The sequence below is a fragment of the Pedobacter sp. genome (assembly GCF_041645105.1).
Lineage (GTDB): Bacteria > Bacteroidota > Bacteroidia > Sphingobacteriales > Sphingobacteriaceae > Pedobacter.
The window spans coordinates 345,097-368,293 of the sequence record NZ_JBAZQQ010000004.1 but is presented as its reverse complement, the minus strand read 5'-3'; the positions used below and the strand labels follow the sequence as shown (position 1 = coordinate 368,293).

Annotated in this window: 16 protein-coding genes; 6 read left to right on the top strand and 10 right to left on the bottom strand. The window is 37.0% G+C overall.

The window, feature by feature from the left end:
• Positions 1–6 precede the first annotated feature (6 nt).
• Entirely contained in the window at positions 7–1,491 is a 1,485-nt protein-coding gene (gene accC / locus WC623_RS14870) for an acetyl-CoA carboxylase biotin carboxylase subunit (protein WP_372852403.1), read from the bottom strand.
• Positions 1,492–1,892: 401 nt separating this feature from the next.
• Here accC and WC623_RS14865 point away from each other — a divergent pair, with 401 nt between their 5' ends.
• Positions 1,893–2,750: an N-acetylglucosamine kinase gene (locus WC623_RS14865; protein ID WP_372852401.1), complete on the top strand. Its 858-nt coding sequence runs from the start codon at positions 1,893–1,895 to the stop codon at positions 2,748–2,750.
• 83 nt (positions 2,751–2,833) lie between these two features.
• Here WC623_RS14865 and WC623_RS14860 read toward each other — a convergent pair whose 3' ends face one another.
• Positions 2,834–3,523 carry an NUDIX domain-containing protein gene (locus tag WC623_RS14860; RefSeq protein WP_372852399.1) on the bottom strand — a complete coding sequence of 230 codons (690 nt, stop codon included), beginning with the start codon at positions 3,521–3,523 and terminating at the stop codon, positions 2,834–2,836.
• A 432-nt stretch (positions 3,524–3,955) separates the two neighbouring features.
• On the opposite strand from WC623_RS14860, the gene pfkA reads away from it, so the two are divergent.
• The 3 genes from pfkA to gap are packed head-to-tail and all read left to right on the top strand — an operon-like array spanning position 3,956 to position 6,798.
• Positions 3,956–4,942, top strand: coding sequence for a 6-phosphofructokinase (pfkA, locus tag WC623_RS14855; protein ID WP_372852804.1), 987 nt, complete (start codon positions 3,956–3,958; stop codon positions 4,940–4,942).
• Positions 4,943–4,944: 2 nt separating this feature from the next.
• Entirely contained in the window at positions 4,945–5,787 is an 843-nt protein-coding gene (locus WC623_RS14850) for a hypothetical protein (RefSeq protein WP_372852397.1), read from the top strand.
• 9 nt (positions 5,788–5,796) lie between these two features.
• Positions 5,797–6,798 carry a type I glyceraldehyde-3-phosphate dehydrogenase gene (gap, locus tag WC623_RS14845; protein WP_349785521.1) on the top strand — a complete coding sequence of 334 codons (1,002 nt, stop codon included), beginning with the start codon at positions 5,797–5,799 and terminating at the stop codon, positions 6,796–6,798.
• Positions 6,799–6,976: 178 nt separating this feature from the next.
• On the opposite strand, the gene WC623_RS14840 is transcribed toward gap, so the two are convergent.
• The 8 genes from WC623_RS14840 to WC623_RS14805 form a co-directional block, all read right to left on the bottom strand.
• The gene (locus tag WC623_RS14840) at positions 6,977–8,260 is read right to left on the bottom strand and encodes a Gfo/Idh/MocA family protein (protein WP_372852394.1); all 1,284 of its coding nucleotides are present in this window, start codon (positions 8,258–8,260) and stop codon (positions 6,977–6,979) included.
• Positions 8,261–8,297: 37 nt separating this feature from the next.
• Positions 8,298–10,238, bottom strand: coding sequence for a hypothetical protein (locus WC623_RS14835; RefSeq protein WP_372852391.1), 1,941 nt, complete (start codon positions 10,236–10,238; stop codon positions 8,298–8,300).
• 31 nt (positions 10,239–10,269) lie between these two features.
• Entirely contained in the window at positions 10,270–11,490 is a 1,221-nt protein-coding gene (locus tag WC623_RS14830; protein ID WP_372852389.1) for an exo-alpha-sialidase, read from the bottom strand.
• A gap of 24 nt (positions 11,491–11,514) precedes the next feature.
• Positions 11,515–12,447 carry a DUF5017 domain-containing protein gene (locus WC623_RS14825; RefSeq protein WP_372852387.1) on the bottom strand — a complete coding sequence of 311 codons (933 nt, stop codon included), beginning with the start codon at positions 12,445–12,447 and terminating at the stop codon, positions 11,515–11,517.
• A 17-nt stretch (positions 12,448–12,464) separates the two neighbouring features.
• Positions 12,465–14,318 carry a RagB/SusD family nutrient uptake outer membrane protein gene (locus tag WC623_RS14820; protein WP_372852385.1) on the bottom strand — a complete coding sequence of 618 codons (1,854 nt, stop codon included), beginning with the start codon at positions 14,316–14,318 and terminating at the stop codon, positions 12,465–12,467.
• Positions 14,319–14,355: 37 nt separating this feature from the next.
• Positions 14,356–17,736, bottom strand: a complete 3,381-nt coding sequence (locus WC623_RS14815; RefSeq protein WP_372852383.1) for a TonB-dependent receptor — start codon at positions 17,734–17,736, stop codon at positions 14,356–14,358.
• Between the two features lie 192 nt (positions 17,737–17,928).
• Positions 17,929–19,092, bottom strand: a complete 1,164-nt coding sequence (locus WC623_RS14810) for a FecR family protein (RefSeq protein ID WP_372852381.1) — start codon at positions 19,090–19,092, stop codon at positions 17,929–17,931.
• Positions 19,093–19,186: 94 nt separating this feature from the next.
• Positions 19,187–19,774, bottom strand: a complete 588-nt coding sequence (locus tag WC623_RS14805) for an RNA polymerase sigma-70 factor (protein ID WP_372852379.1) — start codon at positions 19,772–19,774, stop codon at positions 19,187–19,189.
• A gap of 308 nt (positions 19,775–20,082) precedes the next feature.
• Between WC623_RS14805 and WC623_RS14800 the strand changes: the two genes are divergently transcribed.
• Positions 20,083–20,889, top strand: coding sequence for a hypothetical protein (locus WC623_RS14800; protein WP_372852377.1), 807 nt, complete (start codon positions 20,083–20,085; stop codon positions 20,887–20,889).
• Between the two features lie 92 nt (positions 20,890–20,981).
• Positions 20,982–23,120 (top strand): peptidyl-dipeptidase Dcp, encoded by a 2,139-nt coding sequence (dcp, locus tag WC623_RS14795; protein WP_372852375.1) that lies wholly within the window; start codon positions 20,982–20,984, stop codon positions 23,118–23,120.
• The last annotated feature ends 77 nt before the right edge of the window (positions 23,121–23,197 follow it).

The window sequence follows — 23,197 nt, the reverse complement described above, 5'->3', positions numbered from 1 at the left end:
CTCTTCTTATTTATTTACCCTGTTTTTTCTCCAGTTACTTTCAATTTGTTCATTTAATACCGACTTCGTAGATGTCACTTGTTTTTTAAAAGAAATCGCACCAAATATTGCAGCTATCAAAGCTTCATCCTCATTGTCAATTTTCAAACTATCTGCATTAAAGTATTTAGTTACAAAATGCGTATCAAAATTACCTGAGCGGAATGCTTCATGTTGCATTACAAATTTACCAAAGCTCAATGTAGTCTGTATTCCTGTAATCTCATATTCATCTATAGCCCTAATCATACGCTCTAATGCTTCTTCTCTGTCCTTACCATATGTAATCAATTTGGCAATCATCGGATCATAATAGATAGGTATTTCCATCCCTTGTTCAAAACCATCATCCACTCTTACTCCATTCCCTTTAGGTGTTTTGTAAGTCTGCAATGTACCTATATCAGGAAGGAAATTATTTTCAGGGTCTTCCGCATAAACCCTTAACTCTATGGCATGCCCATTTATTGTCAGATCTTCCTGCCGATAAGATAGCTTTTCGCCTCTAGCAATTTTAATCTGCTCCTTTACCAGATCAAGCCCAGTAATCATCTCCGTTACGGGATGTTCAACCTGTAAACGCGTATTCATCTCTAAAAAGAAAAAATCCAGGTTTTCATCCAGAATAAACTCAACAGTACCTGCACCAACATAATTTACAGACCTTGCTACATCAACTGCACATTTACCCATTCTCTCTCGTATTTCTGTTGTCAGAACACTAGAGGGAGCCTCTTCAATTACTTTCTGATGCCTACGCTGAACAGAGCATTCTCTTTCAAAAAGATGGATAATATTTCCATGTGTATCCCCCAAAATCTGTATCTCAATATGTCTTGGAGAGGTTACATAACGTTCAATAAATACTGAACCATCCCCAAAGGCAGATAAGGCTTCACTTACAGCCAACTGCATTTGCTCTTCAAAGTCCTCAGCCTTTTCTACCACCCTCATCCCTTTACCACCACCACCAGCTGCAGCTTTAATCAAAATCGGGAAACCTACTTCAACCGCTCTTAGTTTTGCATCTTCAACATCAGTGATAGCTTCCTCAGTACCAGGAACCATAGGGATTTTATACTTTAATGCCGCTGCTTTTGCAGACAACTTATTCCCCATAGTCTCCATTGCTTCTGGAGTAGGGCCAATTAAAATAAGCCCCGATGCCTTAACAAGTCTTGCAAAAACTGCATTTTCAGACAAAAACCCATAACCAGGATGAATAGCATCAGCCCCTGTGAGTTTACACGCTTCTATGATTTTCTCTCCAATAAGATAGGATTGATTAGAAGGTGCTGGACCAATGCATACAGCTTCATCCGCATAAAGAACGTGTAACGACGCTCTGTCTGCTTCTGAATATACTGCAACCGTTTTTATTCCCATTTCTCTGGCCGAACGCATAATACGTAAAGCGATCTCTCCCCTGTTCGCAATAAGAATTTTCTTCATGTTTTATATAATCCTATCTTTATATTTATCAGAAATATATTAATAACATTTCTGAGGTCAACTTAGGTCTTGTAAATTCTAAATACAATATTACTGAAGCTTGCTCATATTATGGTTAATATTATGATAAAACTTAATTAATATGACGCCATTTTAAGCTCATTTCATAGCCTTAAATTTTAAAATTTGGATTTTAAAATAACTAGTGTAATTTAGCTTAGTGTTTATTTAACAATATCCTAACATAAAAACACACAAAAAAGTAGCAAAAACCTGCTTTTTTTGCTATTTAAACACACATTACGATTTGACAACCAAAACCAAAAAAATTAAATTTATGAGTAAAACGGATACGAAAACAACAGGATTATTTACTTTTATCCCGAAAAAAACGAATTAAGATGATAGTTATTGCAGACGGTGGTTCAACCAAAACCAATTGGTGTTTAATTAATGAGGCAGGTAGAAAAATTCTTTTCAATACAGAAGGCTATAACCCTTACTTTTCCAAAACTGATTACATTGTAAAGTCATTAAAAGAGTCTCTTCCTGAACATTTGGAAACAGATAAACTTACCGAAGTAAATTACTACGGTGCTGGGTGCTCTACAGAGACTAACAGAAAAATTGTATCTGATGCGATGCAACAGGTATTTCCAAATGCAAAAATCAATATCGGTCACGATCTTTTAGCTTCTTGCAGAGCCTTACTTGGAGACCAACCTGGTTTTGCAGCAATTTTAGGAACAGGCACAAACTCATGCTTATATGATGGTACTGACATTACACTTAACATAGACTCATTAGGATATTTCCTGGGTGATGAAGGAAGTGGATGCTATATCGGAAAGAAAATTCTAAGTGACTATATGAAAGGCTACATGCCTAAAGGCCTTAGAGAAAGTTTTTATGACAACTATGCACTGACAAACGAAGATATTTTCGATCATATCTACAACAGACCACTACCTAACCGCTTCTGCGCTGGGTTCAGTAAATTCTTGTACGACTTTAAAGACAATTACGAAGACTATACCTTCAGTACTATTGATAATGCATTTACAGCATTTTTTGACAACCTTGTCGTACACTATCCAAATTATAAAGATTACAAGTTAAACTGTGTAGGTTCTGTAGGATATAGCTTTAGGGACATATTGAGTGTTGTTGCAGACAGATATGAAATGGGAATCGGAAAAATCATCCGCTCGCCAATAGATGACCTTGTTAATTACCATTTGCATATCGCAAAAAAGTAATCTAAATTATATTAAAACAAATCGGGCTGCATTATGCAGCCCGATTTGTTTTTAAGGAAAATTTCCAGCTCTTACAGTTTTGGTTAGAAAGATATCTCTTTACCAAACAACTTAGAGTATTTTCGCTTATCAAATTTATAAAGTGTTGCTGCTCTAAACGATACACCGTATTGCTTTTCATTCAAATCCTTTAGAACGCCAAAACTTAACATCTTTTTCCTGAAATTCCTTTTATCCAGCTTCTTATTCGAAATCACTTCATAAACATTCTGGAGTTGGGTTAAAGTAAACTTTTCAGGTAATAACTCAAATGCGATAGGTTGATGCTTAATTCGTCTTTTGATCTTCTCTAACCCCTTTTCAAAGATTTGCTGATGGTCAAATGCAAGCTTAGGTAAATCTTTTACATTTCGCCAATATGCTTGTTTAGCATAAGTACTTATAGGCTTCACAACCTTATCTCCCCCTAATCTTAAAAGAGCAAAATAAGCAATACTTACTACGCGACCTTGTGGGTGACGGTTTACATCGCCAAAGGTATAATATTGCTCCATATAAATATCACTCAGACCTGTAAGCTCATGCAGAATTCTTGTGGCTGATTGATCTAAACTTTCTTCCTCTTCAACCAGATTACCCGGCAAGGCCCACCAATCCTTAAAAGGTTCCTCGTTCCTTTCTATTAAAAGAATTTTCAATTCTCCTTCATCAAATCCGAACAAAACACAATCAATCGAGAAAGTGGAATTAAACTTTGGTAAGACTTCTTTCAAAACATTAATTTTTTATAATTTCCATGCATTTATCAGCTTTTCACAGCATAAATTTCTCAAAAAAACACATTTGACACCAAAATGCAAATAACTTTTGAGACTGCAAAAAACAAATTTTATCGAATGTAATTAATACATCCGGCATACTGTCAGTTAAATTTAGCAACAAACCATATTGACATTCAAATCATCATATTTATCAAAGCTTTTAAATGCACTTTATTTGAAAAAAACTTATTTATTAAGATCAAAAACAAGCTTTTTTTATTAATTTCATCCCCCTCTAAAGCATTAACAAAATCGACATCCCGACAAAATGTTAATTTTTTAATCAATAAAGCAAATAAATACACCTTGTTATAACTAACAAGGGAAAATAAAAAATAAATTACTTAGTGTAAAAAATACACGCTATATTCGTAAATATAAATGATGAAACCAAATATCAAAAATATCGCAGTATTAACATCTGGAGGAGATGCTCCCGGAATGAATGCATGCATCAGAGCTGTAGTCAGAACCGGAATATACAATGGTATAAATATGTTTGGAGTAATGCAGGGGTATCAGGGATTAATTAGTAATAACATTAATCCGATGGATGCAAGATCGGTTAGTAATATCATTCATCTGGGAGGTACCATTCTAAAGACAGCGCGTTGCCTTGATTTCAAAACAGATGAAGGAATGGAACTTGCTTATAAAAACCTGCAGGCTCGTGACATAGATGGACTTGTTGTTATTGGAGGAGATGGAACCTTTACAGGTGCAAAACGACTTGGAGAAACATTCGGAATAAAAGTAATCGGTGTACCGGGAACAATTGACAATGACCTATATGGTTCTGACTTCACATTGGGATACGACACAGCTATAAATACCGTTATTGAAGCAATAGATAAGATCAGAGATACAGCAGATTCGCATGATCGATTATTCTTTATAGAAGTAATGGGCCGTGATTCTGGTTGTATAGCTTTAAGAAGTGCTATTTCAAGTGGAGCTGAAGCAGTTTTATTACCGGAAAAAGAGACCAGTTTAAATGAACTGATCGCTCAACTGGAATCAGGAGCATCAACAAAAAAGACATCCAGCATTGTGATTGTATCAGAAGGTCATAAAGATGGTGGTGCTTATGATGTGGCAAAAAAAGTGAAAGAGCGCTTCAATCATTACGACACCAAAGTTACTATACTAGGCCACCTTCAACGTGGAGGAAGTCCAAGTAGCTTTGATAGGATTCTTGGAAGCAGACTTGGCTTTGCAGCTGTTAATGAATTGTTAAAAGGGAATACCATGCAAATGGTTGGTCTTAGAGGTAATGATGTAAAAACAACCACTTTAGAAGAAGCACTTTCAAGACATACTTTTAAACTGGAAAGTGATTTATTGGAAATGACTAAAGTTTTATCGATATAAACATGATAGCAATAGTATATAGTGGATCTAAAACTGCCTTCTGGAAAATTGCCAGAGATGGGAAGACTATTGCTGAATGTACGATGCCGGGAATTAACCCCTGCTTCAATGATCAGAAAACAATTCTTCAGTATCTAAACAAAAAAACAACGTTGATTAACCATGCAGAGAGCATAAAAAAGATATATGTTTTTGCCGCTGGAGCATCGTCCGAAGAGAGAAGAAAAGAACTTGCTGAAACCCTGGGCATATTTTTCAGATACAGTAAAATTACAGTTAAAGACGACCTGTACGGTGCATCTATATCTGCTTGCTACAACAACAGTGGTATTGTAGCCATATTGGGAAGTGGAGCTAATTGTGCTTATTTTGATGGAAAAAAGCCTGAAAAGAACAATTTTGGATTAGGCTATGTATTTGGAGAAGACGGATCAGCTACCTATCTTGGAAAAACGATTTTAAAACTTTTCCTTCAGAATAAGCTTCCTGCGGATTTACAAAAGGATTTTGAACTGAAATATAATCTGGACAGGCCTCAAATACTGGAAAGAATCTATAAAAAGCCTATGGCTCAACAATTCTTAAGTTCATTTTTCGACTTTTTCCTTGAAAACAGAACAAATAAATATATCCTGGAGATTATAGAAAATGCTTTTGAACGTTACTTTGATATATTTCTACAACCGACCTTAAAGCGTCACCCCGGAAAAGAAATACATTTCGTAGGTCTTGTTGCCGGTAGTTTTCAGGATGAGTTAAGAGGAATAGCAAAAAAACGAGGATTAGAAATCACAACCATAACCAAGGAACCTATATATAATTTACTAAACTACTATTCAAATTAATAATTTAAGATGAGCAAAATTGGAATTAACGGCTTTGGCCGTATCGGCAGACTAGTTTTCAGAGCTGCATTAAAAAGAGGATTAGATATCGTTGCAATCAATGATCTTGTTGAGCCAGATTATATGGCTTATATGTTAAAATATGATTCTACTCATGGTAGATTTGATGGCACTATCGCTGTTGAAAACGGAAATCTAGTGATAAACGGAAAAACAATCCGCATTACTGCAGAAAGAGATCCTGCAAACTTAAAATGGAATGAAGTTGGTGTTGAAACTGTAATTGAGTCAACAGGCTTATTCTTAACTCGTGCAGATGCTGAGAAACACATCGCTGCTGGTGCTAAAAGAGTAGTATTCTCTGCTCCTGCGAAAGATGCTGACATCCCTACTTATGTTATGGGTGTTAACCATCATAAATTAACAGCAGATCAAACTATTGTTTCAAATGCTTCATGTACTACAAACTGTTTAGCACCTATCGCTAAAGTATTGAATGATAACTTTGGTATTGTTGAAGGTTTAATGAGCACAATCCATGCAGTAACTGCAACTCAAAAAACAGTTGATAGTCCTTCGGCTAAAGATTGGAGAGGTGGCCGTGGTGGTTTCTCTAACATTATCCCTTCATCTACAGGAGCTGCTAAAGCTGTAGGAATGGTACTACCTGAATTAAAAGGTAAATTAACTGGTATGTCTTTCCGCGTTCCTGTGGCAGACGTATCTGTAGTTGATTTAACTGCACGTTTAGAGAAACCAGCAACTTATGAGCAAATCAAAGCTGCTATGAAAGCTGCATCTGAAGGTGAACTTAAAGGTGTGCTTGGTTATACTGAAGATGATGTAGTTTCTACTGATTTTATTGGTGATGATCATGCGTCAATCTTTGATGCAAAAGCAGGTATTTCATTGAATGACAACTTCGTAAAAGTAGTTTCATGGTATGATAACGAATGGGGCTATTCTTCTGCATTAGCGAAATTCGTAGAATACTACGGAAACTTAAAGTAAAACCCGTTCATACAGGTTTATATTTGGTTAGAAACAGGGATGTCGTGGATGCGACATCCCTTTCTTTTTGCTTAACCTTATGATTTATTTATAATCTATTTGCTGATCAGCTTTCTGAGATTCCGGATGCTAGCTGTCACATCAAAATCTTAAGCTTACCTTGATACAGCTTTAAGCATTAAAATGATAAATAATCCCACTTACCCCGGTATGGTCTCGACAACATTTGATTGCCATATGCCGAATTCAGAAATACTTCCTTTTTAGGATTCCATAGCAATGGCTTTTGAAGTTCATAAGCTATATTGACAAGGTTACATACACTCGCAGTTCGATGTCCAACTTCTACATTGGCAATTGGATCCTTCCTACTCTTCATCGCATTAACCCAATCTTGTTGATGTTGCTGACTCTTATAAAGGCGTATATCACTGGATCTGAACTGTATATTCTTTAATTTCGGCTGATTTACTTCTAGAAAACCTCTCGCAACTTTAATTGTACCTTCAGATCCTATAAATTGAATCGCATTTTTCTTTCCCCAATCCTTGTGATATACATTTATTCCATTTGCATACTTAAACGAAAGACCAGATACAGCACCTGGCGTAGAAGGAGGAGTAAATGATACCGGACCAGAGTCATCCATTCCTAATGCCCATTGAACAATATCAAACATATGCGCACCCCAATCGGTTATATAGCCTCCACCAAATCCGCGATAACCTCTCCACCATGCCCAAACGTCTTCTTCGATTGGTGGAGAAAGAATCGGATTGTATCCTCTATAAAGAGAAGGGCCAATCCACATATCCCAATCCAGGTAATCAGGTATAGGCATTGAAGGTAAATCGCAATCCTTTACAGGTTCTCCAATAGAAACATTCACTTCTTTTACTTGCCCGATATAGCCATTGATAACCAACTCTGCTGCATGCCTAAAATTATCCATTGAGCGCTGCATACTACCAGTTTGTAAAACACGCTTATACTTTCTAACCGCATTAACCATAGCCCTACCCTCCCCAACAGTTAATGAAAGTGGTTTTTCACAATAGATATCTTTACCAGCCTTTGCCGCATCTATTGTGATCTGAGCATGCCAATGATCAGGAGTTGCTACTACTACTGCATCAATATCCTTACGCTGTAAAAGCTCCCTATAATTACCATAACCTTTGACATCTGTTTTTACCTTTTGCTTATTGGCCTCCATTGCCATATTTACAAAACGTCCTAATTTTTTACTATCCACATCGCAGCTGGCAAGCACAAGTGTTTCGGGACAACTATTTATGGACTTGAGTAATGATCTGGCCATTTTGCCATTCCCAATGTACCCCAGATTAATGCGATCACTAGGTGCAACATAACCGCTTCCACCCAGAACATGCCTGGGTACGATCATAAATCCCGCAGCCATGAGGCTTCCTGCTTTTAAAAAATCTCTTCTTGATGACATACTTATTTCTTTATTTATCTACTTATACTTTCTGCTTTTAAAGATTCCGAAAACCGATAATGCGATGAAAAGTTAAATAATTTGCATCGTGATAATTATTTGGGCCACCTTCATTATCATCATGAGAAGTTCGGGACACTGCAACAATGTCCTGTCCATCAAACTGCCAGTCTACATACTGATAGCCATGTAAGTAAATATCAGGATTTTGAATGACAATTGAATTAACTGTCCAGGTTAACAAATCTGTACTGGAACAAAGAGCTAAAGTATTCCTTATTTTATCTAACTCAATATTACCAGTAAACTGACTAGGTACATGATTAGATAAAGTCCAGTATTTGTTACTTAGACTATCAAAACGTATACTGAATTTCTTTCCTCCACCTGGTAGATCATGAAACCCAGTTGTCGCATTAAAAGTAGATGTCAGTCCATCATCACTGACCTGAATATGAGCAGACCTTTCTCTGAATTTGTCAAATGTATGGACACGGATTACATTTAACATTTTTCCCTGCGGATTAATTACTGCATTACCTTCAAGCCATCCATAGAAATAACCATTTACATAAGTAGGATCATAAGGCATTTTGTTTGTACTTACCCAACTTGAAGAATCCAACAAATCTGCATTAATAGGTGCTGACATCATAAATGCTCTGAAACGCTTACCCCATTGCTGATTTGCCCCTCCTTCATCCTCCATTGCGCGCCAGATCCTCCCATTGTTTACCACAACTGGAGTAGGTGCAGTATGATGTTTCCCTATAAGCAAAATACCTGTAGTACTACTGGTAGGTTGGGTCCAGGTGAGCCCAGCATCAGTTGACTTCCTAATAACAACATTTCCCAAACTGCCATCTATCCCCATCACAAATAATGAATTCAAGTGATTAAACAGAGTAGAACTATTTTGACCGCTGATATCAGTAAGGTGTACCCAGGATATCCCTCCATTAGTAGACTTATATAATCTCGTAAAAGCTTTGCCACCAGGCCTTGCGGCATCATTTGGTCCAAAAAAATCATTCGAAGCAATCAAATGGCCATTAGATAATTTAACAATACTAGGCGAACCGATAAAGATCCTCTGATAAGATGGAGAATGAGCAATAATTACTCCTGGCACATTTTCTTCGGCCGTACCCGATTGCCCTTTAATACATCTTACACTAAATCCATTGCCTCTTATATCACTATTCGATGGCAATATAGATGTTTCCCAAAAATGTGTAGCAACTCCTTGTCCAATGTTACCAGAAGCTTTACTACTCCAATAATATCCCCGTGTACCAACTCGAAACAGTACCCCATTAACACCATTACGATGACCACCTCCAGGCAATTTTAAATTGGAAGTAAAAGCGGTTTGGATATTTGTGATCTCTTCTCTATCTATAATTCTAATCCATTCCGTATTGTAAGGGAGGCGCCAGCCATCTCCCAAAGCCCTACAAGGATCGCAACCATTGTCCGCATTCACCTGGGTTTGGTCGGCCGCTAACCATTTACTTGCGACCGTTCCCAAATTCCACCAGGTATTTGGAGAAGCATTATAATAATAAGACCCTGAATTTGTGATGGGTAATTGCGAAGGATTGTTAAAAGGCATCCCGTTTACCAAAGATGCTGGATTCCTTACTTCATGACCATCAGTCCACCTGCCCCATTGATACAAGCCACCATATGCACTGGTATCATTTACTGCAGTAGCGACTTGATTGCTACCTAAGTTCTGCTGCAACCATACATTTCCATCAGCAGCACGAACAGTAGCGTAAGTGATCGTATCTACTCCCTGGATAGCTTTAATCCAGCCAGTACTCCCTATAGTTGCAGCAGGAAGCTCTTCCAGATCATTGGTCAGGGACTTTTCATATTTCAGATCAGAAGGTGCTAAAACTTTCTTGCAGGATAAAACCATAGCTATTGAGCTTATGAGTAAACTCCATATAAAATACTTGTAATTCTTCATCAGTATATAATTTGATTTTATTGTCTTGATTTTATTTTATTCCATTGATACTTCTAAACTTTTTGATTCTGTGGAAAGTAAAAAAATTGTTGTTATGGTGGCTGTTTGCCCCTCCAATTCCATCATCATAAGCAGTTCTTGATACCGCAATAATATCTTCAGCTGCAAATTGCCAATCAACATACTGAAAGCCGTGCTTTAGTGTATCAGAATGGTGCAGAATAGTCGATTCTACTTTCCATTTCATTAAATCAGTTGAAGAGCATAATGCCAATGTATTACGGACACGATCCAGAGGAATAATCCCACGATAAGCTTCTGGGACATAATTAGACAAAGTCCAATATTTGTTTGAAAGAGAATCGAAACGAATAGTAAACTTTTTACCACCACCTGGGAAATCCTTAAATCCATTTGCAGGATCAAACGTTGATATAGTTCCAGAATCATTTACCCGAACTATCGCTATTCTTTCTCTTAGTTTATCAAAGGTATGTACCCTCAGGATGTTAAGCATTCCTCCATTTGGGCCAGCAACAGCATTACCTTCTAACCAACCATAAAAATACCCCCCCAAATAACTGGAGTCATAAGCAAGAGGATTGGAATTTAGCCAACTATCTGCCTTTAATAAATCGGCATTTTCCGATGCAGATAACATAAATGCCCTGAATTTCTTCGGCCATTTTTGTATTAAACCCTCAGTATCTTCCATAGCTCTCCATAACCGTCCTCTATACAATGTAACAGGTGTTGGTGCAGTATGGAATTTCCCTCTCTTTAGTAATCCATTATCCTCATTTGTTGGGACAGTCCAGTTTAAGCCTCCATCCAGAGACTTTCTAATGATTACATCTCCTTCATTACCACTCAAACCAAGAATATATAGATTACCCTGATGAACAAAAAGGTTAGACATAAATTGTCCAATAATGTCCGTAAGAATAGTCCAGCTAGCGCCTCCATCATCAGACCTGTATATTCGGGTAAGGGACTTGCCATTCACTCGTGCTTCTGGATTTGGACCAAAAAAGTCATTCGAGGCAATGTAATCACCATTAGGTAGTATACATATACTGGGAGATCCTGGATAAATTCTGCTCGAACCAGATTTATAACCTAGTACTGTTCCGGGAACATTATCAAATGCTTTTGCACCTTCCATCTTATTTTGGGCAAAGCCAGATAAGGATAATATAACCCATAGCATGCTCAGTAGCATATTTAGTATGCCATTTTTAATTATTCTCATAATTCAATCCTTTTCAGTGTTATATTACTCAACAACAGTTACTGTAACTTGCTTAGCAACCTGTTTTGTCCGATCAAGATTTGCGTTTAGACCAACAAACGTAGCAGTATACTTACCTGTTTTGGAATACGTATAGCTATAAGATTTCAAGGCAGGATCTGAAATAGACTTGATAGCTACTGATCTATCCGGCCCCAGATCAGTAACCGTAACCGCAGGTATTGATTTACTGACCACCCAGGCTTCTGTTTCATCATCCTTTTTAGGCCCATTGGTTGCATTTCCAGTGAAAGTAATATTATTAGTATAGATATAACCCCTATTCGGTTCATAATTACTAGACTGTATCGACTTCCAGCCTCCCGCAGACTGCGCCATCATGGAGACTTTACCATTGATTTCATCTGATGATTGCAGCAGAAGATTTTGAATTCGCCACAAATTATATTGCCCGTAAGTAGTTTGAGGCTTTGTAATATATTTAAATGCGATATAAATAGGTTTGTTATTAACAATTAGATCAGTAATCTTTATTTCACCAGATGGAACCAAAGCCCTATTGTCTTCATGCGTTGCCATTCTAAACCGATCTGTGATATTTATCCAGTCAGCTTTATCAAGATTAGCTAAGTCATAGGTACCATTAAAATCGCTGGATACTAAAACCGAGAACTGATTTTCTTGTTTCCCATCTAATATTTGTGAATCAAATTTCAGGCTGATATCAGATTCCAATGCCCTACTTTGATCAACATATGCATAGCTACTACCATTTTCTCCCGAATAAAAAGAAATAATGTCTGAGGTTCCCTTAAAATTAAAGGTCAAACTCTCATTTACCTTTACAGTCAATTCTTGATTTTCTACATCAAAATCTGGTGTAACAATCTCTATTTCTTTTTTACAGGCACTAGCTGTAAACAATAAAAAGGTCAGAAAAAACAGATATATCTTCATTTTGTTTATTTTTAAAACTACCAGCCTTTATTTTGGCTCAAATTTGGATTAACACTCATTTCATACGAAGGAATAGGCCATAGAACATCTCTTTCAGAAAAATTACTATAACAAATCAATGCATTATTCCGATCTACTGAATTGGGAGAATTAATAACTTCAGCTTTAACAAGATTCATCTGTTCCATAAATTTCCCCCAACGTACCACATCTCCCTTTCTCAGTAATTCAAAATTTAATTCTCTTGCGCGTTCATTTTGAATAGCCGCTCGAAAATCGTCTTTGTCATTGATGTTTGCAGTTGTTAAATCCGCATCTGTAATCTTTGTTAATTCTGCCTGAGCCTGAGCACCGTTACCCCCACCACCAGTAATGGTAATTATTGGAGCCGTTTTAAATTGTCTACCAGAGTTGGTGATAGTAATTGCCGTAATCAGACCACCCGCAACAGTTGCCGTAGCAGTAGCGTTTAAACCACTTCCACCTGAAATAGTTACTATAGGAGCAGAAGTATATCCACTACCTGGATTGATGATTTTTATAAGCTTTATACTTTCAGAGACTTGTCCTATACCATTTAGATACTTACCATACCCTCGCCTTCTTACATTGTTAACCGCATTGATGGCTAGATTTGTCGGCCCATTTAATTCATTTTCGGCTTCTGCATACATTAACAAGACATCGGAATATCTCAAAAGCGGAAAATTCTGTGGTGTACGTATATCTACCTTAGGGAGCAATATCTCACTTTCCCTACGCCATTTTCCGCAATAACGCTGATAGATTTGATTGCTGGCCCAATTTACTTTTATACTAGTGTTATTTCCTGAATATGAAAAAGGAGCAATAGACCAATCTCTTCTAAGATCGTTAGAATAAGTAGCTCCACTTGCCTCATATACATTAAACATCCAGAGTGTAGGGTGCAAATAACCAGGTGAGTATCCAATAGAAGGATCACCGCCGGTATTTTGTCTGATCCCATTATTTCGACCAACCATACCGCCAATATCATATGGACTATTATTGCCCCAGAATTCTATTTCTAGGATACTCTCTTTAATGTCATACTTATCTTGGGCATAGTTAATAAACACCTGTTCAAATGACGGATTTAAACTATGTGTACCGTCATCAATCACTTTTTCTGCCCATTTTTTCGCTTCAGCAAATTTTGAAACATCGTTTACAGGATAACCGGCCATATGTAAACATACTCTTGCCATCATACCCCAAACAGCAGTTTTGGAAACCTTACCACCAAAATTTAGATTCTTGATATCGTCAACTAATAATGAGGCCTCCTCCATATCTTTAAGAATTTGTACGTACACATCTTTGGCTGGAGTTCTTGGTATTTGAAGATCCTCAGCTGATGCTGATGGAGCAGTTTTTAATACTAATGGTACGCCATCAAATTTGCTAACCAACATGAAATAATAATAAGCCCTAAGAAACAGAGCTTCACCTCTTATTCTATCTCGTCTGACTTTATCCATGACTGGTTTGTCAATATTAGCAAGAAGCTGATTGGCCTTATTAATCCCTACATACAAAGTTTGCCAATATGACAATACCTTTGGGTCTGTTGATGCGGCATTAAATCCGGCCACTCCAGTAAGCTCAGATGCATTGCTACAAAACCCTTCATCTGTTTCTATTCCCATTCTGGCCAACATATTGTTACGATATAACCCTCCGTTTGCCCATGTTGCATATACACCATTTAATGCCGTATTAAGCTGGGCTTCTGTATTATAATAATCCTTTGGATTTATAAAATCTGCAGGCTTAGTGTCTAAAAATTTCTTACATGAAGTTATTCCGGTAATGCAGAACAACATCAAGAGTAAATACATATTTTTCATAAATTTTATATTTATTTATTCATCAATAATCGAACTGTTATAAAGATGCTTTAAGCCCAAAAACAAATGTCTGTTCTCTTGGATAGGCCGAATAATCAAAACCTGGTGTCAATATCGAGTTCGCTACAGAAACCTCTGGATCCATACCAGAATACTTAGTCCAGGTATATAGATTTTGAGCGGTAGCAAACAAGCTAAAGGACCTTAATTTCATTTTAGAAAGTACAATTTTAGGTAGTGCATAGGATAAGGAAACAGTTTTGAGCCTTAGAAATGAGCCATCTTCAATAGCACGAGAAGAGAACCGCCCCGTTGGCCCCTGACCACCAAACCTATAATACTCATTACTAGGGTTTTCCGGCGTCCATCGATTCACATAAGTGGCATATTGATTTAAATTGGATCGGGTTAACGCATTGCCTTCAAACATATCTCTATTTGCATTAAACAGGTCATTGCCATAAGACCATTGGAAAAACACATTAAGAGAAAGTCCTTTGTAACTAAGGTTATTGTTAAAACCGCCAATATGCTTTGGAAGGCCGCGACCAATAATGATACGATCTTTCTCATTAACTATACCATCGCCATTCATATCCTCATACTTGATATCTCCAGGCTTAATTGTACTTCTTAGATTTCCATTAGTGGCAATTGTATTTTTTAAGAGATAACTACCATTGGGTTGAAGCGTGAAATCATCAATCTGATAATTGCCTAGCCATTTATATCCGTACATAACAGCTGCAGGCCCACCAATTCTGGCTAGGTATAGCTGTGCATTACTATAGGGGGCAGGATAACCAACAGTGGAGATCATAGTCTCCTGAAGATCAGCAAGGGCTAATATCGTATTTGAATTAAATGAAATATTAAAATCACTGCTCCATTCAAATACCTTATTCTTGATATTTACTGTGTTTAAAGTGAATTCCAAACCCTGGTTTCTAACCTTACCAATATTCTTTAAAATTTTTGAATACCCACTACTATAGGGTACGTTCGCATTGAGCAAAAGATCTGTGGTAGTTTTTCTATACAAATCTATAGTAATATTGATTTTGTTTTTCAAGAAAGCAACATCATAACCAAAATCCAATTGTCTTGTGCTCTCCCACTTTAAATCAGAATTACCATAATTGCTCAACATTGCGGTTTGCTGAGGATCTTGATTATTAAACGAGTAATAACTGTTGTAAGGGAAAGTGATGGAAGACAAATAGGAAAAATCTCCTACACGGTTGTTCCCAGTAATCCCATAACTAACCCTAAGTTTGGAGTTAGAAACAAAAGATAATGCTTTCATAAATGGCTCTTGATACATGTTCCATGCAAATGCTGCTGATGGGAAATAGCTCCATCTATTATTCTCGGCAAATTTTGAAGATGCGTCAGCCCTAAAAGATGCAGTAAATAAATAACGGGACTTGAAGTTGTAATTTGCTCTTCCCAAAAATGAAACCAGCGTATTTTCAGTGGAAGAAGCTACCAAACTAGACAATTCACCTTCATCTATCCCATTTACTCCCAGCTCCGGGTTGGGAATATTCTTAGATAAATATCCACTTCGCTTGTTTTGAGTACTCTGTAGCGTAAAACCACCGATAATATTCAATTTGTTGTTTTTATCGATTTGGTGATTATAAGTAAGAAGGTTTTCATTTACCCAACCACTGGTTAAAGCATTGTAAATAGCCCCATTAACTCCTAATGTATTATCAGGAAAAGGGTACCCTCTAGAAGTTTGGGCATTATAAAACTCCTCATTTCTAACCGCAACGCTATTCACTCCACCTCTAACAGTTAATGCAAATTTCTTTGAAATTGAATAGTCAATTTTAGCATTTAACAATAAGGTATTTGTAACCTTAGTTTTAATTTCATTTATAGCAGAAATGTATGGATTAGCTCTTGCATCACCCGCATCAGGATCCAGCAGTTCATCTTCAATATTTTCCCCTCCACTAACCGGTCTCGCACCCCAAATCTGATACATCAGATAAGTAGCATAAGGTTGAGTACTTGTGGTTCTGGTTGATGTTGGTGAAACGCCATAATTCTTTTCGTTACCAACGTTAATGTTAAAAGATCCCCTAATATTTTTACTGATTCGTTGATCTAGGACAATTCTTCCCTGATAACGGTTATAGCCGGAATTAACAATAACACCATTCTGATCAAAAATAGAACCTGATACCGCATATTTTGTATCCGCTGTACCTCCCGTTAATGCAAGGTTATGAATCTGCACCATGCCAGTTCCGAACATTTTGTCCTGCCAGTCAATGGGAGCAATACTTTTATAGTCATCAAGCGTTCTTCCTGGTTCTGTTAAATAAGCAGCTTCGGCAATAGACGGATTGATTTCAAGTTGATATTTTACAAATTCATAAGGATCCATTAATGGTATTTTCTTAGTCACACTGTTAAATCCCAACGAACCATCATAACTTACAGCAGGTTTTCCTATACTCCCTTTTTTTGTTTCTACAATGATTACTCCATTAGCTCCACGAGCTCCATAAATAGCTGTTGCAGAAGCATCCTTTAGAATACTGATCGATTCAATATCGCTTGGATTCAATACAGCTCCTGCAGACTCTTCCAGCGGAAATCCATCTACAACATACAATGGGGCATTACTTTGTGTTAAAGAGTTCCCTCCCCTAATCACGATGTTCATACCTGATCCCGGCTGTCCATCATTAGAGCTGACCTGAACTCCGGCGATTCTTCCAGCCAAAGCTTGTTCAAATGTAGCTACCGGGGCCTTTTTCAAGTCATCCATTTTAACTTCTCCAACAGAACCGGTTAGATCACTTCTATTAACACTGCCATAACCAACCACTACCACTTCATCTAATGAGGAGGCTTGATCAATCATAACTACTTTTATATTCTTTTCTGCCCCAACCTTTCTTTCGGTAATCTGATATCCTAAATAACTGAATATTAAGATATCAGTTTGCTTTGCACCACGGATTGTAAAATTCCCATCGATATTGGTTACTGTTCCGCTGACGGAACCTTTGATCCTTACACTTACTCCTGGTATAGGAATATCATTTCGATCAACCACTTTCCCTTTGACCTCAGTTTGCCGGATTTCCTTTTCCGGAATCGACTCTTCTTTTTTTACAACAATGGTTTTATTTTCAATGGTATAATTTAACCCATTTGGTGATAAAGCCTGATCTAATGCCACTCTTAACGCCGCATTTTTAAAATTCACCTTTATTCCAGGTGTTTCTTTTAAGATTTGACCATTGCATAAAACATTATAGCCGGTTTGTTTCTTGATTTCCCTGAACAGGTCTACTAGTGAAATGTTATTTTGAGACAAAGTTATAGTCTGGGCATAGCCAGATGCATTAACCTGAACAATGGCGATAAAAACAATCAGCACTATTAACTTCATTATAACTAGATATTTTAACATAGGAGAGGCAATTCTCTCCCAGCCATAGAAAATGTAATTTTTCATTACCTTTGGTTGATTTAGGTTTAAGAGTAGTTCACATAATTATCATCTATAAACCAGGTCATTTACCGGGGAAAGACGCAACCTTTCTCCGGTTAATTAAACAGGTTTATCAAGTAGATTGTAAAATCAATCCATAACTAATACCCTCCTTCCCTCAACTTTGAAATGAACTGAGCCTGTCAATTCTATTAATTTCAATACATCCGTTATGCTTTTAAACCGGGAAATGGATCCCCAGATCAATACATTTTTTGCTGAAGACTTGTAAACAATCTCCACATCATACCAACGGGAAATTTTATTCATAACACTTCTTATATCTTCATTATTGAACATAAACTCATCATTCTTCCAGGCGATAACTTCTTCTGTATTTACTTTCCTCACTTCTATAATACCTTGCAACACTTCCCCCTGCTCTCCAGGTTTAAGAATTTTTGTATGGACATTACCTGAGCTTCCATTTGGAGAAACACTTACCTTTCCTTCTATAAGAGTAGTTCTTGAAAAACTTTCATCCTGATAAGAACTCATATTGAAGTGGGTTCCCAATACCTTAACCACCTCTCTGTCTGTATGGACAATAAAGGGAAATGCTTCATTTTTAGCAACTTCAAAGTAGGCTTCACCGTTCAACTCCACCGACCTTGTTTTAAGTCCAGAAAAAGACACTGGATATTTAAGAGTAGAGGCTGCATTTAACCAAACCATTGATCCATCTGGCAAGCGCACCTGGTAAGTCTCCCCCTTATTAGTCGAAAGTGTATTCTGTTGTCCTTTCTTTGAATCACTCTGATTCTTGATCTCATAAACCAATTGCCCATCGGCAGTCTTTGTAATAATCACCCCAGCTTCCTGGGCTAATTGGCCTTTATTGGCCGATGAAAGGACTATTTTTTCGCCACTTGCGAGAATCAATGTAGCTCCTTGTTTGCCAGGAACGACTTCCTGTTTAACTGCAAACTGTTGTTGAACCTGATTAGCCTCTCTTTTTGAAAAATAAAACAAGCCAGCAAGTCCAACAACAAGAACAACAGCTGCTGCAACATAAAAATATCTTCTCTTTTTTACTTTAGGGGTCTTATTTTCCTGATCAAGAATAACCCTTTGCGTCAGTGATTGATAGATTTCAGCCTTAACTGTTTCTTCGTCTCGCATCTGTTCCTTATCCCATTCAGTATATCTACGTAGCATTAAATGATAGGCATGATCAAAAGCAATTCTCTCTTCTTCTGAAGCAGAATTGTCATGACACTTACGGGCCAGTTCTTTAAATTCTCTGTCGGTCATATTTGGTTATATACCAATACGTCTGATTAAAAGAACTTAACCCTAGTAAGAATTAAAAATATTTTTTTTAAAAAATGCTGAAAAAATAAACGGATTAGTTAAGTATCATCGGTGTCAGGATACATACCCAAAATAAAAAATCGCCCATAGAGATACGCAACTGCTTCAATGCCAATGTAATTTGAGCTTCTACAGCCTTAACAGTTATATTTAACTTCTCTGCTATTTCTTTATTACCCAGATACTCTTTTCTACTCATTACAAATATCTGGCGACAACGCTCCGGGAGTTCGGATATACTTTTATCCAAAAGACTATTGATGTCACTTTCATTCAGCCTATCATGCATCTCCTCTTTACCTGCCAATAGCTCTAGTTCACCAGGTTCTAAGAAAACCTTACGATTTGAGGCTGCCTTGATATGCGTTAAAACTTTGTATCGTATCGCAGTAAAAAGATAAGGTTTAAGTGCCATAATGCTTGACTCATTTCTTCGGACCCACAACTGAAGCAATACATCCTGTACTATATCTTGAGCAGCGGCATCTTCCCGTAAAATAGAATAGGCGGAAAGATACAAACGCTTCCAATATTTATTGTAAATATGCTTTAAAGCTATTTGGCTATTCTCCCGGAGTAAATCCAGCAGTTCATCATCATCATATTCCTGGCTGATCAGCATGTTATATTTGGTTGTTCCTAATTTACATTAAAATAGGAATATGCAAAGCATAAAACTAAGTGCAAAACACAAATATGCAAGATACAAAGCTTATCCCTTTTTAACTTTTTATCTACTACCTATACTATATTACCAATTATTGAACTATAGGTCTTTAAGAGAGAATAAAAAAAGCAGAAATTAATTTGAATGAAATGTAAAACAATTGTTATACAGCAAATAAAAGATCATTCTACACGTTAACATTCAACGGATATTTCCGTGTAAACATTACTTTTGCCAAAATTTAAACTATCTCATTCCCAATTATGAAGAAAACATTGTACGCCCTCGTTTTGTCTGTTCTTTTTTTTAGCTGTCAACAAAACCAAGAAAACGCTGCTACTTACACGCCTCGTGTATTAACTGCCAATGAAAAATTTAATGGATATCTGGAAGGTTCAGATAGTGCTTTTACAGTTCTTATTCATAAAGATGAAGCCAGCTCAAGCGAAGTAAAAGAAGAATTTAAAGTAAAATTCAAAGATACACTTGTTAAAATTCAAATTAACAAAGCTGATCCTAACTCTGCAACAGAAAAGTTCTCATCAGTACAATTCATTAATACACAGAAAACAACCATGCTTGTTCAGATTTCTGATAAATCTGGTTTAACTGCTCCTTGCTATTTATTATCCGTAAAAGATGGAAAATTGGAAGTAATCAGTTTATACAGACCTTCAACTGGTAAACAAGACACTAAATACACTACTGGTATAATCAAAGTAGGAAGAGCGGGATATGTAGTTAACAATGATTTCTATATCACCAATGTTAACGCTCAAGTTTATCTAATAAAAAGACAAAACCCTGAAGAGCGTATACAAGGTCAGTTTATTCTTAATTCACCTGATAAATCAACAATTGTATTTCTTACAGACAAATCTTTATACCAGGTACATTATGTGAGTGATGATGTGTATAACGAAACATTCTCTAAAAAGGTTCCGCAGTCGGCAGCTGACCTTCCTGAATGGGTAAGAAACAATTTCATGTGGCAAAAAAATAAAAAAGGAATAACCTTTTTGAAATTTAATGACAGCGACAGAATTGTCGACATCAGAGAGTTCCAATAAGGAATAAACCTATCAAATTCATTACAGAATAAGTTTTGGGAGGCGAATGGATGCAATTATGTGTACATTAGACTAACAAAACTTATTTTTTTATGAAACCATCCTTAAAGCTACCTTTGGTAGCCATGTTGGCAATTTTTGCATCTTGTGACAATACTAACAAGAAAAATGATGCTGCACAGACTGGTATTTCACCGTCAAACCCCTTCTTAAAAGAAAGTACGCTACCGTACCAGGCCGCCGATTTTAACGCTATAAAAGATGAAGATTTTAAACCCGCCATAGAGGAGGGAATGAAAATTCATCTGAATGAAATCGATAGAATCGCTAACAACCCCGATGAGCCGACTTTTGAGAATACGCTTATTGAAATGGAAAAAAGTGGTCAGATGCTTCAGCGTGTAAATAACGTATTTGGCCTGATTACAAGTTCAAATACAAATGACAACTTGCAAAAAATACAAGAAGAATTAGCACCAAAGCAAGCCGCTCATCAAGATGCTATATATCTGAATGCTAATTTATTTAAACGTATTGAAGCAATCTACAACAGTAAGACGAAACTTAAATTAGATTCAGAATCTTTAAGATTAATAGAATATTATTATCAAAAATTTGTATTGGCCGGTGCCAAATTATCTGAGGATGCTAAAGCAAATCTTAAGAAACTTAATGAAGAAGAAGCTTCACTTAGTGCTAAATTTGCAAATCAAACACTTGCAGCAGCTAAAGCTGGTGCTTTAGTTGTTGATATGGTAGCAGAATTAGCGGGCTTAACCGAAGTTGAAATTACCGCAGCAGCACAGGCGGCTAAATCTGCGAATAATGAGGGGAAATGGCTATTATCTCTTCAAAACACCACACAACAGCCATTCCTGCAATCATTATCAGATAGAGATACCCGCAAAAAATTATTTGATGCTTCCTGGAACAGAGCCGAGAAAAATGATGACAACGATACCAGAAAAACAATTGTTCAAATCGCAAAAGTTAGAGCAGAGAAAGCTAGCTTAATGGGTTTCCCTAATTATGCAACCTGGAAACTTCAAGACCAAATGGCTAAAACACCTGCTGCCGTAGAGTCGTTCTTTGCCAAATTAGTACCTTCTGCTACTGCAAGGGCAAAAACCGAAGCTGCAGAAATCCAGACATTAATTGACCAGCAAAAAGGAGGTTTTAAACTAGAAGCGTATGACTGGAATTACTATGCCGAACAAGTACGTAAGGCGAAGTATGACCTGAACGAAAGTGAGATCAAGCCCTATTTCGAAATGAATAACGTGCTTAAAAATGGCGTCTTTTATGCAGCTACCAAACTTTATGGAATAACTTTTAAAGAACGTACTGACCTGCCTGTTTACCACAAAGATGTTAAGGTTTATGAATTGTTTAATGAAGATAAAACTGCAATTGGTTTGTTTTACTATGACTTTTTTAAACGTGATAACAAATCTGGTGGGGCTTGGATGGACAACATGGTAGGCCAATCTAAATTACTGGGTACTAAACCTGTTATTTTTAACGTGTGTAACTTTACCAAACCAGCAGAAGGACAACCTGCTCTGATCAGCTTTGATGAAGTGACTACTATGTTTCATGAATTCGGTCATGCTTTACACGGATTTTTCGCAAATCAACAATATCCAAGCTTATCAGGCACGAATGTCGCTAGAGATTTTGTAGAACTCCCTTCTCAATTTAACGAACATTGGGCTGTAAATCCTGAGGTATTTAAAAATTATGCCGTTCATTACAATACCGGCGAGCCTATGCCACAGGCATTGGTAGACAAACTAAAAAAAGCCGCTGATTTTAACCAAGGTTACGCATTAACTGAAGTCCTTGCAGCAGCTGCTTTAGATATGCAATGGCATAGTCTTTCAGCAACAAGTCCAGTTCAGAATGCCAATAAGTTCGAAACAGATGCATTAAAGAAAACCGGATTGAGCTTATCATATGTACCTCCGCGCTATCGTTCAAGCTTCTTCAAACACATTTGGGGTAGTGGTTACGCTGCAGGCTATTATGCTTATCTGTGGAGTGAGATGTTGGATCATGATGCTTTTGCCTGGTTTGAAGAAAATGGCGGTTTAACAAGAGCAAATGGACAACGTTTTCGTGATATGATTTTGTCTAAAGGTAATACAGAAGATTATGGAAAGATGTTCCGTGATTTCAGAGGTCAGGAGCCAAGTATCAAAGCTTTACAAAAATACCGCGGCCTACTTTAAACAGCTGCCCAAATCAATAGAAAGGCCTAATCATTAAATTTTGATTAGGCCCTTTTATTTCTAAGGCAATATTTAAT

Excerpts from the sequence above, each read along its gene's own strand:
- accC (WP_372852403.1), bottom strand. The coding sequence starts at position 1,491 with ATGAAGAAAATTCTTATTGCGAACAGGGGAGAGATCGCTTTACGTATT.
- WC623_RS14865 (WP_372852401.1), top strand. The coding sequence starts at position 1,893 with ATGATAGTTATTGCAGACGGTGGTTCAACCAAAACCAATTGGTGTTTA.
- pfkA (WP_372852804.1), top strand. The coding sequence starts at position 3,956 with ATGAAACCAAATATCAAAAATATCGCAGTATTAACATCTGGAGGAGAT.
- WC623_RS14850 (WP_372852397.1), top strand. The coding sequence starts at position 4,945 with ATGATAGCAATAGTATATAGTGGATCTAAAACTGCCTTCTGGAAAATT.
- gap (WP_349785521.1), top strand. The coding sequence starts at position 5,797 with ATGAGCAAAATTGGAATTAACGGCTTTGGCCGTATCGGCAGACTAGTT.
- WC623_RS14840 (WP_372852394.1), bottom strand. The coding sequence starts at position 8,260 with ATGTCATCAAGAAGAGATTTTTTAAAAGCAGGAAGCCTCATGGCTGCG.
- WC623_RS14835 (WP_372852391.1), bottom strand. The coding sequence starts at position 10,238 with ATGAAGAATTACAAGTATTTTATATGGAGTTTACTCATAAGCTCAATA.
- WC623_RS14830 (WP_372852389.1), bottom strand. The coding sequence starts at position 11,490 with ATGAGAATAATTAAAAATGGCATACTAAATATGCTACTGAGCATGCTA.
- WC623_RS14825 (WP_372852387.1), bottom strand. The coding sequence starts at position 12,447 with ATGAAGATATATCTGTTTTTTCTGACCTTTTTATTGTTTACAGCTAGT.
- WC623_RS14820 (WP_372852385.1), bottom strand. The coding sequence starts at position 14,318 with ATGAAAAATATGTATTTACTCTTGATGTTGTTCTGCATTACCGGAATA.
- WC623_RS14815 (WP_372852383.1), bottom strand. The coding sequence starts at position 17,736 with ATGAAGTTAATAGTGCTGATTGTTTTTATCGCCATTGTTCAGGTTAAT.
- WC623_RS14810 (WP_372852381.1), bottom strand. The coding sequence starts at position 19,092 with ATGACCGACAGAGAATTTAAAGAACTGGCCCGTAAGTGTCATGACAAT.
- WC623_RS14805 (WP_372852379.1), bottom strand. The coding sequence starts at position 19,774 with ATGCTGATCAGCCAGGAATATGATGATGATGAACTGCTGGATTTACTC.
- WC623_RS14800 (WP_372852377.1), top strand. The coding sequence starts at position 20,083 with ATGAAGAAAACATTGTACGCCCTCGTTTTGTCTGTTCTTTTTTTTAGC.
- dcp (WP_372852375.1), top strand. The coding sequence starts at position 20,982 with ATGAAACCATCCTTAAAGCTACCTTTGGTAGCCATGTTGGCAATTTTT.